Source organism: Exiguobacterium sp. s59 (assembly GCF_018617475.1).
GTDB classification, from domain to species: domain Bacteria; phylum Bacillota; class Bacilli; order Exiguobacteriales; family Exiguobacteriaceae; genus Exiguobacterium; species Exiguobacterium aestuarii.
Genome location: NZ_JACSKG010000001.1, coordinates 66,690 through 83,259, shown reverse-complemented (window position 1 = coordinate 83,259; position 16,570 = coordinate 66,690). Strand labels below are relative to the sequence as shown.

Annotated in this window: 15 protein-coding genes; 7 read left to right on the top strand and 8 right to left on the bottom strand. The window is 48.6% G+C overall.

The annotated features are described in order from the left end of the window. Positions 1 to 92: 92 nt before the first annotated feature. Positions 93 to 1,451, top strand: a complete 1,359-nt coding sequence (locus tag KNO91_RS00450; protein WP_214794477.1) for an MATE family efflux transporter — start codon at positions 93 to 95, stop codon at positions 1,449 to 1,451. A 23-nt stretch (positions 1,452 to 1,474) separates the two neighbouring features. On the opposite strand, the gene KNO91_RS00445 is transcribed toward KNO91_RS00450, so the two are convergent. Next, entirely contained in the window at positions 1,475 to 2,215 is a 741-nt protein-coding gene (locus KNO91_RS00445; RefSeq protein WP_251126521.1) for an enoyl-CoA hydratase/isomerase family protein, read from the bottom strand. A 144-nt stretch (positions 2,216 to 2,359) separates the two neighbouring features. Between KNO91_RS00445 and ybaK the strand changes: the two genes are divergently transcribed. The 6 genes from ybaK (at position 2,360) to KNO91_RS00415 (ending at position 7,606) form a co-directional block, all read left to right on the top strand. Next, positions 2,360 to 2,824, top strand: coding sequence for a Cys-tRNA(Pro) deacylase (gene ybaK / locus KNO91_RS00440; RefSeq protein ID WP_214815553.1), 465 nt, complete (start codon positions 2,360 to 2,362; stop codon positions 2,822 to 2,824). A gap of 19 nt (positions 2,825 to 2,843) precedes the next feature. Further along, on the top strand, positions 2,844 to 3,542 hold the full coding sequence (gene pssA, locus KNO91_RS00435) for a CDP-diacylglycerol--serine O-phosphatidyltransferase (protein WP_214789647.1): 699 nt from the start codon (positions 2,844 to 2,846) through the stop codon (positions 3,540 to 3,542). An 89-nt stretch (positions 3,543 to 3,631) separates the two neighbouring features. Beyond that, positions 3,632 to 4,381, top strand: coding sequence for a carotenoid biosynthesis protein (locus KNO91_RS00430; protein ID WP_214794483.1), 750 nt, complete (start codon positions 3,632 to 3,634; stop codon positions 4,379 to 4,381). Then, the gene (locus KNO91_RS00425; protein WP_214815550.1) at positions 4,347 to 5,045 is read left to right on the top strand and encodes a lysophospholipid acyltransferase family protein; all 699 of its coding nucleotides are present in this window, start codon (positions 4,347 to 4,349) and stop codon (positions 5,043 to 5,045) included. The genes KNO91_RS00430 and KNO91_RS00425 overlap by 35 nt, the downstream gene beginning before the upstream one ends. Then, positions 5,042 to 6,109 carry a glycosyltransferase family 2 protein gene (locus tag KNO91_RS00420; protein WP_214789652.1) on the top strand — a complete coding sequence of 356 codons (1,068 nt, stop codon included), beginning with the start codon at positions 5,042 to 5,044 and terminating at the stop codon, positions 6,107 to 6,109. Before KNO91_RS00425 ends, KNO91_RS00420 begins: the two co-directional genes overlap by 4 nt. Positions 6,110 to 6,139: 30 nt before the next feature. Then, a complete protein-coding gene (locus KNO91_RS00415; protein WP_214815547.1) occupies positions 6,140 to 7,606 on the top strand; it encodes a phytoene desaturase family protein in 1,467 nt (488 codons plus the stop codon). A gap of 442 nt (positions 7,607 to 8,048) precedes the next feature. Here KNO91_RS00415 and KNO91_RS00410 read toward each other — a convergent pair whose 3' ends face one another. From KNO91_RS00410 to KNO91_RS00380, 7 genes are all read right to left on the bottom strand, one after another. After that, positions 8,049 to 8,888, bottom strand: coding sequence for a phytoene/squalene synthase family protein (locus tag KNO91_RS00410; protein WP_214794489.1), 840 nt, complete (start codon positions 8,886 to 8,888; stop codon positions 8,049 to 8,051). Next, positions 8,857 to 10,335, bottom strand: coding sequence for a phytoene desaturase family protein (locus KNO91_RS00405; protein ID WP_214794491.1), 1,479 nt, complete (start codon positions 10,333 to 10,335; stop codon positions 8,857 to 8,859). Before KNO91_RS00405 ends, KNO91_RS00410 begins: the two co-directional genes overlap by 32 nt. Further along, complete coding sequence (locus KNO91_RS00400; protein ID WP_214794493.1) at positions 10,332 to 11,825, bottom strand: phytoene desaturase family protein; 1,494 nt, start codon at positions 11,823 to 11,825, stop codon at positions 10,332 to 10,334. Before KNO91_RS00400 ends, KNO91_RS00405 begins: the two co-directional genes overlap by 4 nt. A 69-nt stretch (positions 11,826 to 11,894) precedes the next feature. Then, positions 11,895 to 12,926, bottom strand: a complete 1,032-nt coding sequence (locus tag KNO91_RS00395; protein ID WP_214815544.1) for a class I SAM-dependent methyltransferase — start codon at positions 12,924 to 12,926, stop codon at positions 11,895 to 11,897. Positions 12,927 to 13,026: 100 nt separating this feature from the next. Further along, positions 13,027 to 13,410, bottom strand: coding sequence for a YisL family protein (locus KNO91_RS00390; protein WP_214789665.1), 384 nt, complete (start codon positions 13,408 to 13,410; stop codon positions 13,027 to 13,029). A 117-nt stretch (positions 13,411 to 13,527) separates the two neighbouring features. Continuing rightward, positions 13,528 to 16,086 carry a sensor histidine kinase gene (locus tag KNO91_RS00385; RefSeq protein WP_214794496.1) on the bottom strand — a complete coding sequence of 853 codons (2,559 nt, stop codon included), beginning with the start codon at positions 16,084 to 16,086 and terminating at the stop codon, positions 13,528 to 13,530. After that, entirely contained in the window at positions 16,083 to 16,445 is a 363-nt protein-coding gene (locus tag KNO91_RS00380; RefSeq protein WP_074032651.1) for a response regulator, read from the bottom strand. Before KNO91_RS00380 ends, KNO91_RS00385 begins: the two co-directional genes overlap by 4 nt. Positions 16,446 to 16,570: the final 125 nt, after the last annotated feature.

Sequence of the window (16,570 nt, the reverse complement as noted above, 5' to 3'; positions counted from 1 at the left end):
TTTCATTTTATAAGGAGTAAGATGACCTTTGACATTTTTATAAAACAAATAGTTAACAGAAAGAATTATAGAGAAAAGGGAGAATACACTACATGCAGACGAAACAAACGGAACAGCTCACCCTGTTCAAACTGTCGTGGCCGATTTTCATCGAGCTTGCCCTCCATATGGGAACCGGGATCATCGCCACATTGATGCTCGCACACTACTCAGACGCCGCCGCTTCGGCCGTCGGGGTCGCCAACCAAATTTTAAACGTGTTCTTGATTGTCTTTAGTGTGACGTCTGTCGGCGCGACCATCTTGATTGGTCAGGCCATCGGGGCAGGGCGCATGAAGAAGAGTCGGGACTTCGCCCGCTCCGCTGTCAGTTTGAATATGTGGCTCGGTGCAATCATGGTCGTCGTCATCTTCTTGTTCGGTGAGACGTTCTTACGCCTATTCGGTCTATCGGACGAATTGTTCGCACACGGTTTGTTGTTCCTACAAATTGTCGGCTTGTCGTTATTCACCGAAGCACTCATCATGGCGCTCAGCTCAATCCTCCGGAGTCACGGTATGACGAAACACGCCATGCTCGCAACGTTGTTGATTGATATTATCACTGCCGTCGGTGCCATCTTTGCCGTTACCGGCTTGTTCGGACTTCCGGTCACTGGTGTTGCTGGTGTCGCCTGGGCCATCGTGATTGCACGATTCGCTGCCATGATTCTGTTGTTCTGGCTCGTCAAACGGAAGCTTATGATCCGCTTCCCATTAAAAGAAGTGATTCGTCCGAAGAAAGACGACATTCAGTCGCTCCTCCAAATCGGCGTCCCTTCTGCTGGGGAGAACTTATCGTATCAGGCATCACAAATCATCATCACGGGATTCATCGCGACGATGGGCGAGGCTTCCCTTGCTGCTCGCGTATATGTGATGAACTTGTCGATGCTCGCTTTCTTGTTCACCGTCGCTGTCGCACAAGGGACGCAACTCCTGATCGCTCGAGATATCGGAGGCAAACGTTTCAAAGAGGCGTATCATCGCGCCGTTAAAACGTTGAAAATTGCCATGTTCGCCTCGTTCGTCGCCTCTCTTGGTTTGGCGGTATTCAGCGAGTCGCTACTTGGGCTGTTCACCTCAAACCCTGATATTATCGCGGTCGGCGTGCCAATCTTATGGGCAACGCTCATTTTAGAACCGGGTCGCGCCATGAACATCGTGTTGATGGGGTCATTGAAGTCCGTTGGGGACGTCCGTTTCCCGGTCATGATCGGAATCGCTTCGATGTGGGGCGTCGCCGTGGCGTTCAGTTACTTGTTCGGTCTTCAAATGGGACTCGGCATCCTCGGGATTTGGCTCGCCTTCTCTCTTGATGAATGGTTCCGCGGTTTCTTCGCGTTCCGCCGTTGGAAATATGGGACGTGGCAACAAAAAGGCTTCCAGTTCGAAGCAAAAACAACCACGTAAAAAAGCGGCCGCGGCCGCTTTTTTTATTTCATTAAGAATGCCTGCATCGCCTGGCGGTGAACGTCTGTGTCCCCACACTTCCGTTGCCATTCGATTTCCTCACTCAGTCCCTCTTCAAACGAAGCAGCTCGCATGAGCGCCTTCATCCCTTGGACGGCGACTGGTGATTTTGCAGCAAGCGTCTCCGCGTATGATGTCAATCGTTCCGTATACATCGCATCTTCCACGAGCTCTGTGACGAGTCCGAACGTCTGCGCCGCTTCTGAATCGATGGTACTGCCACTCCATAACCAATCTAAAGCGAGATCGTCTCGCATGAGACGGCGCAAGTGATATGGTCCGCCCGCATCCGCGACCAAACCGATTTTAATGAAGGCTGAACTGAACTTCGTCGATTTGGCGACAATTCGAACGTCTGCCGCAAGTGCCAAACTAAGCCCCGCCCCTGCGACGACGCCATGAATCCCCGCGATGATTGGTTTACGGCTCGAGAAAAGCGCCCGCACGAGTGGATGATACACATCTTCTAAATATTCCCCGTAATCTGCATCGCTCTCAATCGTTAAATCTTGCCCAGATGAGAACGCCCGGCCTTCACCGACAAGGACGATGACGCGAACCGCGTCGTCCTGTTCAAATTCATCGATTGCCGTTTTCATTTCGCGAAGCAACGTCTCGTTCAAGGCGTTCAGCTTTTCCGGGCGGTTCAGTTTTAACCACCCTACCCCATTGTGTGTCGTCAATTGAATCGTCTCCACTTTCATTCCCCCTTTAAAATGAATCACTGTTCATTTCTTCGTCATTCCGTCAAACTCCTTCCTTTACTGAAAAGTTTTTTGAAGTTCAATTGCCGGGCAGTTGGTTGATTTGCTATTCTAAAAGGAGTCGGTCACGAAAGGATGAGTCAGATGCAACTGACAAACGCCGCTCGGCAACTGAAACAAAAGAAGATTCCGTTCACTTATCATACGTATGAAGTCGATGAGTCTGACGTCTCCGCCAAACACGTGGCGATGACATTGCAGAAACCGCTCGATGAACTATACAAAACGATTTGTCTCATGAACGAGAAAAAACAATACGCCTTCTTTCTCATCTCCGGAGAGCGTGACATCGATTTGAAGGCAGCCGCGAAAGCTTGGGGAGCGAAAAAAGCAGCCCCTGTCCCGATGAAAGAGCTCGAAGCTCTGACCGGGTATATCCGAGGGGGTGTCTCTCCGATCGGAGCGAAGAAACCTTTTCCGGTGTATGTGCATGAAGCAGCCAAAGAAAAAGAGACAATCACCATCTCTGCTGGGAAACGTGGCTTTCAACTCGAGTTGAAGCCAGAAGATTTACTGCAATTCACAAACGGTCGCTGGTTTAGCCAATGACCTTACTGGGGGCAAAATTATGTGGAAAGAACGCATCCGTTCGTGGGTCCCAAACTCCTTTACGTTCGGAAACTTATTTTGTGGGGTCGTCGCAATCGTCTACGCCGCACGTGGTGACTTTTCAAACGCCACACTGTTAATCATCATCGCGATGATGCTCGACAGTTTAGACGGGCGCCTCGCCCGTATGCTCGGAGTCGCTGGGGACTTCGGGAAAGAGCTAGACTCGCTCGCCGACATCGTCACGTTCGGTGTCGCACCAGCGATGCTCGCCTACTATACGTTTTTCATTGATTACGGCAATTATGGATTGTTTTTTGCGGCACTGTTCCCGCTATTCGGTGCATACCGTCTCGCCCGTTTCAACTTGTCTGCGACAAACGTTGCGGCGAGTTACTTCTCCGGTGTGCCAATCACGGCCGCTGGTGGACTTCTCGCTGTCATCACGACGTTCGGTGACCGCGTCAGCGAACTATTGACGCCAATTTTCTTTACAGGGCTCGCCCTTTTAATGGTCAGCCGCGTCCGTATCCCGAGTTTTAAAGATGTGCCATTGCCACGCCACTCCTTTATCATCACGATCAGTCTCGTCTACGTGACGTACATGATGTTCGCACGTTGGAAAGAGTGGCCGACATTCTGGTTTATCGCGGTGCCGTTCTATGTCTTATTCATCGCCTTTTCGTTCGTGAAAAAACGGAAACGGATGGCCAATTAAGAGTCTCGCTCGACGAGGCTCTTTTTTCGTACATGCATTTGTTAGACGAAGACTCCGATGAGCTTTAGAATGAAAGAAGAGGTGATGGAATGAAAGTGTATCCGTTTATTTGGAAATGGTTTATTGTCTGGTATTTCATTGGGTTAATTTTGGTTGGGTTCGACCTGCTTCCGCCTTGGCTAGAGTGGGCAAACCCTGTCTTTTTATGGCTCGCCGGTGCGATTGGCGGAACCATTCTCTATCAAGGCGTGCGGCAAGGCGCCTGGATTGTCCCGTTTATTTTCTTTGGTTCAATCGCTGTCGAGACGCTCGGCGTGAAAACCGGGTTCCCGTTCAGTGAATACATCTATGCCGAGGCGTTTGGTCCGACGGTGTTTGGAGTCCCTGTCACAATCGGTGCGGCGTGGCTCGCCGTGATCGGTTCTAGTTTTGCCGTGGCCCGTCTCTTCACATTCCGTAACCATATTTTATGGCTCGTCCCGATTCTCGCGGTATGGCTCGATATGGCGATCGACCCGGTGGCGGCTAACGTGAAGGGGTATTGGGAATGGGCGAACGATGGGCTGTATTATGATATTCCGACCCAAAACTTTATCGGCTGGTTCGGACTCTCTCTCATTTTCTCATGGCTGTTACAACGCCATGAACGATCCGTCGATGCTTTATTCATCCGACATGGCGTGTACTTGTTCGTCATGCTTCACGCCTTGTTCGGCGTCACAGCCGTGAACGCAGGTCTCTATGGGATTGGTTTCCTTAGCATGTTGACGTCCGGGGTCATTCTGTTAGAAAGGAGAGGTCGCGATGATCGAGTCACACAAAAAGAGATGGTTCAATAACGTCTTCTCAACGTTCGTACGAGAACGTCAGATTCGTCCGACGTTCCACAATATTTACATACGAACTGATGATATCCCGACGCCAGGATTGATTTTGAGTACACATAGTGCGTGGTGGGATGGGCTCGTCATGTATATGGTGAATGAATATTTTTTGAGACATGACATTCATGTATTGATGGACGAGGACGGTTTGCGCCGCTTCCCGTTCTTTCGTCACCTCGGCGCCTTCTCAGTAAAAAAGGGAAGTCTTTCCGACGTACGAGCTTCCCTCGCCTACGCGAATGAGTTGCTGACATCAGGCAAATCCGTATGGATATATCCGCAAGGTCGAGAAGTTCCACAAGAACAGCGACCTGTCGAAATCGAATCAGGAGCGACCCTTCTACTAAATGATCGCCCGATTCATTTATGCGCCATGTATTATGCATTCGAAAGCCACGCGGAACCCGTCGTCTATGTCCGATTCCGAAAGCACAACGTAACCTCGTCGACACGGAGAGGTCAGAAGCAGGAGATTGCGCAGGCACTTGAACAGCTGTATGACGACGTCAGAGATGACGTCATCACACGTTCGACCGCCTACACTCCCCTGTTTCGTTCGCGGCGTAACCTTGCCGAATGGACAGAAACGCTCGTCCGACTCGGGAGGAGGGAATCATGATACTTTGGATTGTGACCCTCAGTATGCTGCTCTTCACACTCATCAATCTAGCGTTTTTACGACCGCTCGCAACTCCTGGAAAAACACCTGCGACGGCCGTCTGCATCCCGATGCGGAATGAGTCTCGACATGTCGACCGATTGATCTCTAATTTACAAATGGCGATTCCGGAGAATACTCATGTCTACATTTATGAAGACCGCTCCGAAGATGATACATACGAAAGATTGAATCGCGCGATTGGGGACGATGTCCGATTCACCGTCATTCAGGGAGTCCCTTTGCCTAATGACTGGGCCGGCAAAGTCCATGCCTGTCATCAACTCGCATCACGCACGACTGAACCGTATCTCCTCTTTTTAGATGCGGACGTCACGATCGATTCGAGCTTTATTGCCCGCATGCATGCCACTCTCCGTCGCGAGCAGGCTGTCTTCCTATCAGGATTCCCCCAATTTCCGACAACGACATTTCTCGGGAAATTGTTGATCCCGATGCAACACGTACTCATCGCCCAACACCTGCCTTTGTTTTGGCGTAAAGTAAAACATCCAGCATTTGCGGCAGCGAACGGAATGAACGTACTCGTCGAGCGAAACAGTTACGAGGAAGTTGGTGGGCATGCCACGATCCGATCATCGTTAATCGATGACATCGATTTATGTCGGACGTTCAAGCGACATCGAAAAGTGACATCACTCGTTCAAGTCGCCCCGTTTATCTCATGTGATATGTATGAGACGAATGAAGAAGTATGGAGCGGGTTTTCAAAAAACGTATTCAAGGGAATGAATGAATCAGTAGGGCTTGCCTTGTACTTCTTGACGTACTACGGGATCCAGTTGACCGCCATGTTCGCATGGCTCGTTTCACCGAGTTGGCAAACAATCAGTGCGGCACTCTTCGTACTCCTCGCCCGACTTGCTGTCGATATGAGATCACATGGATCCGGTACATGGTTGCATCCACTCAGCTTAATCGCTTATCTGACCTTACTCGGGAACGCCGTCATCCGAAAGTGGAGACGACTACCCATCACGTGGAAAGGTCGCCATTATTCTTAATCGAGCGTCTTACTTAAGGGGGACACATGTATGAAGCAAATTGTTGTCATTGGAGCCGGACTAGGTGGACTGAGCGCTGCCGTCACGCTCGCCACACACGGCTATGACGTCACGGTCATTGAAAAGAATGAACATGTCGGCGGAAAACTTATGCCCGTCATTACCGACGGTCATCGTTTTGACTTTGGTCCGAATACGATCACAATGCCAGATGTGTTTCGTTCCGTCATCCGAAACAGTGGTGCCAACCCGGATGATTATTTCGAATTGATCAAACTCGATCAACATACCGTCAATCATTATTCGGATGGCTCCTCGTTCACATTTAGCGCAGATCGTGCACAGCTCGAGGCGGAAGTGCGACGTTTGACCAATGATCAAATGAAGAAAAATCAATTACAGGCTTATTTAGACGAAGCGGAGAAGTTATTCCGTATCGCGAACGAACGCTTCTTCACCCGCATGGAGACAAAATTAGACCCGGGTCTTTGGGCGGACATGGTAAAAGTGCACCCGCTCCAAAGTTTGCATGCCCTTCATCAAAAATACTTCAAAGACAAACGCATCATCCAGGCACTCGACCGATATGCGACATACATCGGAAGCAGCCCGTACGTGACGCCAGGAACGTTCGCGCTCATCGCGCATCTAGAATTAAATGATGGCGTCTACTTCGCGAAGGGTGGCAACTGGAACATCGCGAAAGGGTTTGCGAAGCGAGCGAGTGAACTCGGAGTGACATTCCGTCTCGGACACGAAGTGACGAAAATCGAGGTCTTGAACGGGAAAGCCCATGAAGTCGTCGTCGACGATAAAGAAGTCATCTCTTGCGATGCCGTTTTGCTCAATGGCGAGCTACTCACGCAATATCCTCGACTTGTCGACGCGAAAGACCGTCCTTCTTTCCCAGTCCCGACACGCGATACCGTCGAACCGTCCATCTCTGCATTCGTCTTAATGATCGGACTATCGAAGCGATTGAACCTGGCTCACCATAACGTCTATTTCTCTGACGACTACAAGCGAGAATTCAAATCACTCTTTCAAGAAGAGCGCTATGCGGACGAGCCGACTATCTATATCTCCAATTCATCCGCAACCGATTCATCGATGGGCGAGGCTGGCGACAATCTGTTCATTCTCGTCAATGCACCTGCCCATTTGACTGACATCGATGCCGACACGTATGAGCATTTGATTCGTCGCCGGTTGCGTGAGTTCGGCGTGGACTGGGAAGATGAAGAGGTCCTTTTCCATCAACGTGTGACACCGCAAGATTTAACGCGTGATTTTTATGCATACTACGGTGCACTTTACGGTACGTCGGCCAATTCGAAAAAAGGGGCATTCTTTAGACCGGCAGCTCGGTCGACGGACGTGTCAAACATCTGGTTTGCAGGTGGTTCGACCCATCCTGGAGGCGGGAGCCCAATGGTCACGCTTTCAGGACAATTCGCAGCACGATCGATGTTAGAGGACATACCTCTGACAATATGAACATTTTGTGAACGCGAGTTTCGACACTTGTCGACAATTGAAAGACGTGATAATATCATATTCGAGTTCAAGCAGTTCTGTAACGTTTGTTGCACCTGTAGCGATCGAATGGCTTCCCCGAGCCTCATCGCGTTTTGAACTTGTCACACCCGAGAAAAAAGTGATGAGCGAGTTTCCCCACTCGTATCCCGTAGTTGAGACAGCTTGCGTATGATGTTCCCCCTTAGTCCATCAAGCATCCTGTTTCAACGAAGATGTCCCAACTGATTCATTCCCCATGAATCCCGGCACATCTTTAGGGCTTCATCACAAATCGATTCATTCATTTCCCCGATGAATGGATCACATAACGCTTACGCCACTTTTGGTCCCCCGCCAAAAGTGGTTTTTTTTTGCGCAAAAAACTGTAGACGCGAGGAGCATCTACAGTAGATTGGATGACTTATAATTTTGCTAACAACTTTCCTTTTTGTAAGGTCGATACGTATGCCCGTTTTGTGAAGACGTCATATCCGTTTGCTCGAGCTGCATCTAAAATTCCTTCATATAGAAGAGCTGCTGCTTGAACCGGTTTTCGACTGGCGAGTGGATAGAGGTGATGGGTCGCACGTGCCCGCTCATACAAGGACTCCGCGCGCTTCGCCAACGCCTCCCATAGCTCGATGAAGGAAGGTGTCACTTCACGTTGCTGTAACACCTCTTCACTTACGCCATACTGTCGCATCATCGTGCGTGGCAAATAGATGCGGTCTCTATTCAAATCTTCCCCGACATCTCGCAAAATATTGGTCAGTTGCATCGCGATGCCGAGGTCGATGGCGCCTTGTCGGAGCTGACGTTTCGTCTCGGCGTCTTGATTCGGGACAAGAATCGGGAGTAGCATCAAACCGACCGTACTCGCGGCATAATAGCTATACTGCTCGGTCTCTTCGAGCGTCTCATATCGTGATTTATGTAAATCCCACTTCATGCCTTCTGCTAGCTCAAAGAATGGATCGACGTCCATCTCATAGCGTTGCCATACATCTCGAAGGGCGACCCATAGCGCTTCATCCTGGTCATATCCTGCTAAAAAGCGATCGAATGCATGCAAAAACGACGCCAAACTCTCTTCTGGACGGTCTGATTCATCGACCGCATCATCAAGAGTCCGACAAAACGTATACACGGCCATGACCGCTTGTCGATCTGGTTTTGAGAGCAAAGAGAAGGCCCGATAAAAGGTCAACGAGCCTTTCTTCATGATTTCCTCACATTGACGATACGCTTCTTGTGTCGTCACGATGTATTGCCCCCATTTCTTCTTCCAATTTTTTCACGAGTAACTGTGAACCAATCATGACAATCGGCACGCCTCCACATGGATGGACAGATGCACCAACCGCATACAATCGTTCGATTTTTGGGAACGGTCTTGCCTGTGGCTTGAAAGCGGCTGATTGAGACAATTTTGGTGCAATCCCAAAACTTCCTCCTTCAAATAGACCAAATCGCTCGGCATCCATCGGTGTCCGTACTTTCATCTCGATGACACGGTCCCGAAAATCGGGTAATAGTGCCTCGAGTCTTCCTAATAGATGGTCAATCGTTCCTTGCGTCTCAAAGTCTTCTCGCTCCAATTTACGAGGTACCGGAACGAGGACATATAATACACTCGTCCCATTCGGCGCAAGTGTCGGATCAATCCGTGATGGATTGAACGTGTACATCGCCGGATACTCACTTAGTTTACCATCCTCAAAGATTGTTCGCATCGATCCCTCAAAATCATTCGGTAAATCGAATTGATGGACCGGTAAATCGATTTCTCCGCTGACCGTGAAATAAAGGAGTAGCGTACCACTGGACGGTTCATACGTCTTCGGTGTCACGCCATCAATGAGTCGTTCCATAAGCGGAAAGTCACCGTTCACGACGACCGCGTCATAAGGCACGTATTCGTCATTGACCGTGACGCCAGTGGCTACACCGTTCGTGACGTGGACACGATTGACGGTCGCATTCATTACGAAATGAACACCTCGTCGTTTCAGCTCTTGTTCCATTTTCGCCGCGAGCGAGAAATATCCTCCTTTTACATACCAGACTCCCTCTTCTTGTTCACGATAAGGAATGAGTCCATATAACGAGGGGGTCGCATAAGGGTTCCCACCGATATAGAGCGTCTGTAAACTGTAGGCGACACGTAAGCGTTCGTCCTCAAAAAAACGTTTCATGTTCGCATGGGCCGTTTCATATGCTTTCAAGCGCATGAGGAGAAGCAATAGTTTAGGTTCGAACAACTCTGTTTTCGATGCATAACTGCGGTCTAAAAACGTATCGAACCCAATCCGATACTCTTCTTTCTTCTGCGACATATAATGACGGAATGCGTCCCCTTCGCCGAAAGTCCGCTCGATCTCTTCTGCCTGTCGCTCGATATCCCGATATTTATAGAACGATGTCCCGTCTTGATAGCGCAAACGATAGAGTGGATCGACTTCGAGTAATTCGACCTCACTTTCCGGTAGCCCCGCTTCCATCAACTGTTGCTTCAGTTTGCCCGGTAACAAGACGATCGTCGGACCTTCATCGACTTTCGCTCCATTTTCAAATTCAACATAGTTTAGTCGTCCACCGACACGCGCTTCCTTCTCGTAAATCGTGATGTGAAGTGAAGGGTTTCGTTTCGTCAATAAGAGGGCGGCGTAAAGTGTGCCGACCCCGGCCCCGACAAAGCTGATGTTCATCGGCCGACACCTGCCCGGTCACGCAACAAGTTCGTTGTGATGCGCGCTGATTCAAAGATGGTCGGAAGCCCGCTTCCTGGATGCGTCCCGCCACCGACGAGCCAGACGTTGTCGAGCTCTTCAAACTGATTGTGCGGACGGAAATACATCATTTGCGATAGATTATGGCCCAAGTTAAAGGTTGCGCCTTCGTATACCCCGAACGTTTCCCAATCCTCAGGTGTCAACGTCTCCATCACCTCAATATGTTGGCGAATGTCTCGGTATGGTGACCGTGTCTCAAGGGCGTCGAGTACACGTTCTGTCATCGTTGGCTGCAACTCTTCCCATGGCAAACCAGATAAGTTGTTCGGTACCGGTACGAGGACGTATAGCGACGATTTTCCTGCAGGTGCGAGCGTCGGGTCGATGCGCGAGGCGTTTTGAACGTAGAATGAGAAATCCTCGCTCAGTTTCAACTCTTGCGTCATCTCTTTGACGTTCAACTCATAATCGTCTGCGAAGTGAATCGAATGGTGTGCCACGTCTTCATAGACGTGATCGAGCCCGAGATAAAGCATGAATGTCGAGCACGAGTAGCGTTTCTTCTTCAGTTGAGCCGGACTCCACTTCGACAGTTTGCCGTCTGGGACTAACGACGTCATCGCGTGAGCAAAGTCAGCACCGATCACGACTTCGTCGAACGCATAATGAACGCTCCCTGCTACGAGACCGGTCACTTTCTTGTCATCCATGAGAAGACGCTCTACTGGTTCACCTAAGCGAATCACGCCACCCTCTTCTTCTACGACCTTCGCCATCGCATAACAAAGTTGATTCACGCCTCCAATCGGATGATGAACCCCGTATGCATGCTCCATATAAGATAAAATCGAGAAACCGCCTGGACATTCCCAAGCGGACATTCCTAAATATTTTGCTTGGAACGTGAACGCATACTTCAACTCTTCGCTCGTGAAGTACTCGGATAAGACGTCATAAAGCGACTTCCCGATTGAAAGGAACGGTAACGCTTTGAGTACGCGTAATGAGACATAGTCGGTCAGTTTGTCATGCGCGGTTTGAAGAACAGGCATCAACTTGGAGAGCTTGATCGCCTGTTCGCTCATGAACCGTTCATATCCTTCCCCATTTCCCGGGAATTGTTCTTCGATGGCTTGATGCATCTGGTCACGATCAGTCGTCATCGAGAGATGGCGCGTCCCACGATCAAAATACAAATCATACATCGGTTCTAGCCGTTTCATCTCGACGTAATCATGTAAATCACGTCCCGTTTCTTCGAAGATCTCTTCTAAAATGTAAGGCATATTTAAAAATGTAGGTCCTCGGTCAAACGTGAACTCGCCTACTTGTAGACGTGACGTTCTGCCTCCTACAAACGGTTGTTTCTCAAATACGGTGACGTCTACGCCACGATGCGCTAGTAGCATCGCAGCAGCCAATCCACCGGGTCCTGCCCCTATTACGGCAACTCTTTGTTTCGACACACTCAACAACTCCCTATGTGAATAGTCTCTTATGCTTCTCTATCATTATAGAAATGACCGGAGACAAGTTCAATTTTGAATCGGTTGATTGAGCAGGTTCTTGTTTCCTCGCTCGGCGATGACGATATACCAAGACCCTTCTGGGATGAATGGGATGAATCGAATTTGTTCAAATCCGACTTCCTGCATTTGTCGGCGTAATCGTGGAATGGTCGGGAGCGGATATAAGTTATCGTGAAGCGTCATGAAGGCGTTGAATGCAGAAGCGAACCGTCCGCCGAGTGCCGTCTCCGCAAGTGGTGTCACAAGAACTGCGACCCCGTTCTCTTCTAAACGATCCCGAAGCCGTTCAAGCAGTTTGATTCGCTCCTCTGGTGAGAAATAATAGAGCATATTGTTCATCATGACCGCATCGAATTGTTCTTCTGTTTCCCAGTTCATGAAATCGGCGACTTCAAAATGAATATCGCCCCGTTCATCACGAGACCGCGCTTCTTCGATAACCTCTTCCTCTAAATCGATCCCCGTCAATTCCCAATTCGGTTCGAGCGCTTGTAATTTACGTAAATAACCACCATGCCCACAACCGATATCAAGCATCGACCCGACGTTCGCCTGACGTAACAGTTGCTGTACGATCGGGAATGCGACCGTCTCGACGAGCGTCGATGTTTTCGCGACGACTTGACCGTGTTCGGCCCCATCAAACGTCTTTTGTTTCCCAGACTCTAAGAATTCTGGGTAAGCGATCAACGCAGGGATGTGAAGTTCCATCATCTCTTGGAGCATGAATCCGATGCTCCGCTCATCGTTACCAGACAACTGGTATTTTAATCCACGTGTCGGATAGTAGCGCCATCCTCTCTTCTTCAAATGACGCACTGCGACCCCAACTTCTAACCAACGCTCTAGCGCAAGTTGCGTCAACGGGCGTTTGAGTCGTAAATTCATCTCCGCCATACTTGCGCCACCTTGAAGTGCATCGAATAAACCAAACTTATATCCGATATAGCCGTGCCATAGTGGTAAAAATGATTCTGTTTGTTTCATCCATTTCCGTGCATGTAATACGCGTGTCCATTCCGTCATTTGTTGATCCATCGTTTCACCTCATCGTCATGATTACTGATTTTTTTATTTTCCCCTAATAATTTGTGTACAAACAAAAAATTCCCACTTCGGTGTGCGAAGTGGGAAAGTATTATTGAATGAAGCTGTTGAAGAAAGATTGTCCGTATGGTAATGCGTAACCGATAAAGATTGTCACGAGTGCCAATACGATAAATCCGCCGAAAAAGGCGTTCGATGGTTTGTTCTTTTTCACTTTGACAAGTGTCATCTCACCGAAAATCAATGCCAGTAACCCGACTGTGATTTTCACGTGATAGAACGTGCCGCCTCCGTTCAATTGAAGGTAGAGATAAAGTCCTGTCCCGAATGCGATGAGTAACATGAGTCGAAACGCCATATGTGCGATCTTTCCACTCTTGTTGCCGTTCTTGTAACCAATATAGGCTACGGCAAATAAGATAAGTAACAAAATCCAGCTCGTGACGTGTGTGTGCAAGAATGCAATCAGTGGCATTCTAATGCCCCCCTTTATGTTGTTGTACAGTCTTCATTGTACACGAACCCTCTCCTGATTGGTCAAGCGAACGCTTTCCTAAAAAAAAGAGCCATCCTTCGAGGATGACTCCATTCATTATACTGGTGTTATCTCTGCCTCTTGGACAGCGTATTCATAGCTAGGAATTTCAACGATGAAGGTCGACCCCTCATGTTGAATCGATTCCACATGAATTTGACCGTTATGACCTCGGACGATTTCTTGACAGATTGGTAAACCAAGACCCGTTCCGCCGATCTCACGGCTGTCGGAGTTATCGACGCGATAGAACTTATCAAATAATCGGTCGAGCGCGTCGCTCGGAATTCCAATTCCTTCGTCCTTCACTTTGATGGACACGATTTGCTCATGATGAGCAAGCTCTACCGTGATTTTTCCACCACGTGGAGAATACTTCACTGCGTTCGACAAGAGATTACTCATCAACTGCTTGAACTTCTGGCAGTCGACGAACAATTCGTAAGGACGTGCATCATCCGCAATCAATTCGAATTCGTGCTTCAAAGATGACGCTTCATAGAACGTCAACATGTCTCGGACGACCGGTTCGATATCGAGTTGTTCCCGGTCGTACATTTGACTACCGGATTCCATCCGCTGCACATCAAGGAAATCATTGACGAGATGCGTCAGACGTTCCGTCTCCGCATGAATTGTCTCTAAATATTTTGCTTGTTTCTCATTCGGTAACTGCTTTTTCACCATCAATTCTGTGAATCCGTAGATGGACGAAAGCGGTGTCCGCAATTCATGAGAAATCGTTGAGATGAATTCACTCTTCAATCGTTCAGCCTCTGTCTCACTTGTGATATCCCGGAAGACGAGAAGCGTCCCTTTCGATAGACCGCCGACAATAATCCGTTCAGCATACATCTGCAAGTTCATTTCACCTTTACGGATTGAGAAGCTCACACTGTCATGTGGGAAGTCTTCCGTGAACAATCGATTTGTATACTTCGTAAAGTCTTCTGCTTGGTCCACCGTTTCGACAAGGCGATTACGCCACTCTTCCCATGTTTCTTCTTCAAGGTCCTGTGTGCTGACGTCACTCAGTTCCGGGAACATTTCATAAAGTGGACGGTTGACGAATACATCATCTGTCGCATGTTCGATATAGACGACCGCCTCTCGAATCGAGTCGAGGATGCGTTCTGTCTTCCCTTTCTCGCGTTTCATCTCTTCGAATAGACGCATCCGTAAGAGCGAGAGTGAAAGCTGACGAGCGAACGACATGATGTCACCCATCTGTGTCTGTGTGAAACGGTCTTTATAGCGGACCAAATAGATGAACGCGATAATCGAATCGTCCGTCGGGTCATGGACCGGTACCGCCGTTTCGAACATATAGTACGGGTAAGGAAGCGGATGGTCGCTCGCAACTTGTTTCGCTGAGTGTACCGTCGTCTTCAACGTCATCGCCCGCGTTAACACAGAATTCTCACTATCGAGCAATTGACGGGACAACGTGTCATTCAAACCATGGCTCGTCACGCGGTACGTGCCCGATTCATCGACGAAGACGAGTGCACCGACTTCCGAGTCCGTAATCGTAACGAGTTTCTCGATAATCTCTGGATACGCCGTAAGCGAATCACGTGACGCTAACGTCTCCGTCAATTCGTTTCGGTAAGCGAGATGTTGTTCGTTCTGTTGAGTCTGCTCGAGAATCTCTTCAAGCTCTTGTTGCTGTGCCTGAAGCTCTTCTTGTTGGGCAATCAATTCTTCTTGTTGCGCCTGAAGTTCATGGTTCTTTTCAATCAAATGACGTTCGTTGTCACGAAGTGTCTCGGCCATCTTATGGAACGAGCGAGACATCGTACCAATCTCATCTTCTCGTTTCATTTGATCACTCAAGTCGACGATCTCACCTTTCAACAAACGGTTCGATGCGATTGAGAGTTTTGAAATCAAGCGTGTTTGACGACGAAGGAACGGTTGGACGAATAACAAAATCAATGCAGCGAATGAGGCAATGCTCATAATCCACAAGAATTGAAGCATGTTATTGTTTTGGCGCCATTCCGCGTAGACCGCCTCTTTTTCAGAAGCCATCAATTTACGATAGTTTTCTAACGAGGATTCGACTTCATCAATCGGCCCTAAAATATCGATGCCACGCTCCGGATTAAATTGGACGACACCTTGATCAATCAATCGTTGCGCCGTCGGTAACTCGGCGATTGTTTCAGCATCGATAAACGTTTCCGTTACATCACCATCAAGCTGTGCCTGCGCATACTCATACGTCACCGGAATGATGACGTCGTAGTAAAAGTCATGGAACTGCTGCAAATCTTCTGCGAACAACTCACCTTGACGAGTAGTGACTTGCGTTTTAAACCAATTGATTTCTTGTTGGAACTTCGCTTCGTTCGCACTTGCGCGTTCAAGAGATGATGTATCTCCAAACAAGAGATATCCACGTGTATCATACTGATCGGCCTGCCAATCATCCCAGAGCGTCGTCAAACGATTGACGCGTTCATCAACTTGACGTAAACGAGCCTCATTCGCTTCGAGTCGATTCTCGATATACACATAGGTCAGAACCGATCCGACCAACGCGATGGCGAGGAACGAATAGAGGACGACCATGATGTCGCGCCCGAGTTTTTGTTTAAACCACCTTTTCACTTCACGATGCCTCCTATGATTTTGACAAGTTCAAGTGGGCTGAACGGTTTTGAAATGAAGTAGTCGACACCAATCTCATTCGCGCAATCACGGTCAGATTGTTGGCTTTTCGCTGTCAACATCATCACTTTCGTATCTTGTCGCCCTGGTAACTTCCTTACTTTTTCAATGACCTCAAGCCCTGTCATCCCGGGCATCATATGGTCCACAATCACCAAATCATATTCGTTCTCTTCAATCAATCGATAGGCCTCTACTCCATCTTGTGCCTCATCGATGTCATATCCTTCGTCTTCTAATGTATCCATAACGAGCATGCGTAGTACTTCTTCGTCTTCCGCAAGTAAGATTTTTACCATAATCGTTCCTCCATTTTTTATCCCATTTTTTTATTTTAACGGATTTGTAATTGTTACACAAAATAAAAAGACGTACGAAACTCATCTTCGTACGTCTTTTGCCTAATCGCCTGGCCGTAAAACCT

What these genes read in the sequence shown, in the direction of transcription:
- KNO91_RS00450 (WP_214794477.1), top strand. Translation starts at nt 93, where the DNA reads ATGCAGACGAAACAAACGGAACAGCTCACCCTGTTCAAACTGTCGTGG.
- KNO91_RS00445 (WP_251126521.1), bottom strand. Translation starts at nt 2,215, where the DNA reads ATGAAAGTGGAGACGATTCAATTGACGACACACAATGGGGTAGGGTGG.
- ybaK (WP_214815553.1), top strand. Translation starts at nt 2,360, where the DNA reads ATGCAACTGACAAACGCCGCTCGGCAACTGAAACAAAAGAAGATTCCG.
- pssA (WP_214789647.1), top strand. Translation starts at nt 2,844, where the DNA reads ATGTGGAAAGAACGCATCCGTTCGTGGGTCCCAAACTCCTTTACGTTC.
- KNO91_RS00430 (WP_214794483.1), top strand. Translation starts at nt 3,632, where the DNA reads ATGAAAGTGTATCCGTTTATTTGGAAATGGTTTATTGTCTGGTATTTC.
- KNO91_RS00425 (WP_214815550.1), top strand. Translation starts at nt 4,347, where the DNA reads ATGATCGAGTCACACAAAAAGAGATGGTTCAATAACGTCTTCTCAACG.
- KNO91_RS00420 (WP_214789652.1), top strand. Translation starts at nt 5,042, where the DNA reads ATGATACTTTGGATTGTGACCCTCAGTATGCTGCTCTTCACACTCATC.
- KNO91_RS00415 (WP_214815547.1), top strand. Translation starts at nt 6,140, where the DNA reads ATGAAGCAAATTGTTGTCATTGGAGCCGGACTAGGTGGACTGAGCGCT.
- KNO91_RS00405 (WP_214794491.1), bottom strand. Translation starts at nt 10,335, where the DNA reads ATGAACATCAGCTTTGTCGGGGCCGGGGTCGGCACACTTTACGCCGCC.
- KNO91_RS00395 (WP_214815544.1), bottom strand. Translation starts at nt 12,926, where the DNA reads ATGGATCAACAAATGACGGAATGGACACGCGTATTACATGCACGGAAA.
- KNO91_RS00390 (WP_214789665.1), bottom strand. Translation starts at nt 13,410, where the DNA reads ATGCCACTGATTGCATTCTTGCACACACACGTCACGAGCTGGATTTTG.
- KNO91_RS00380 (WP_074032651.1), bottom strand. Translation starts at nt 16,445, where the DNA reads ATGGTAAAAATCTTACTTGCGGAAGACGAAGAAGTACTACGCATGCTC.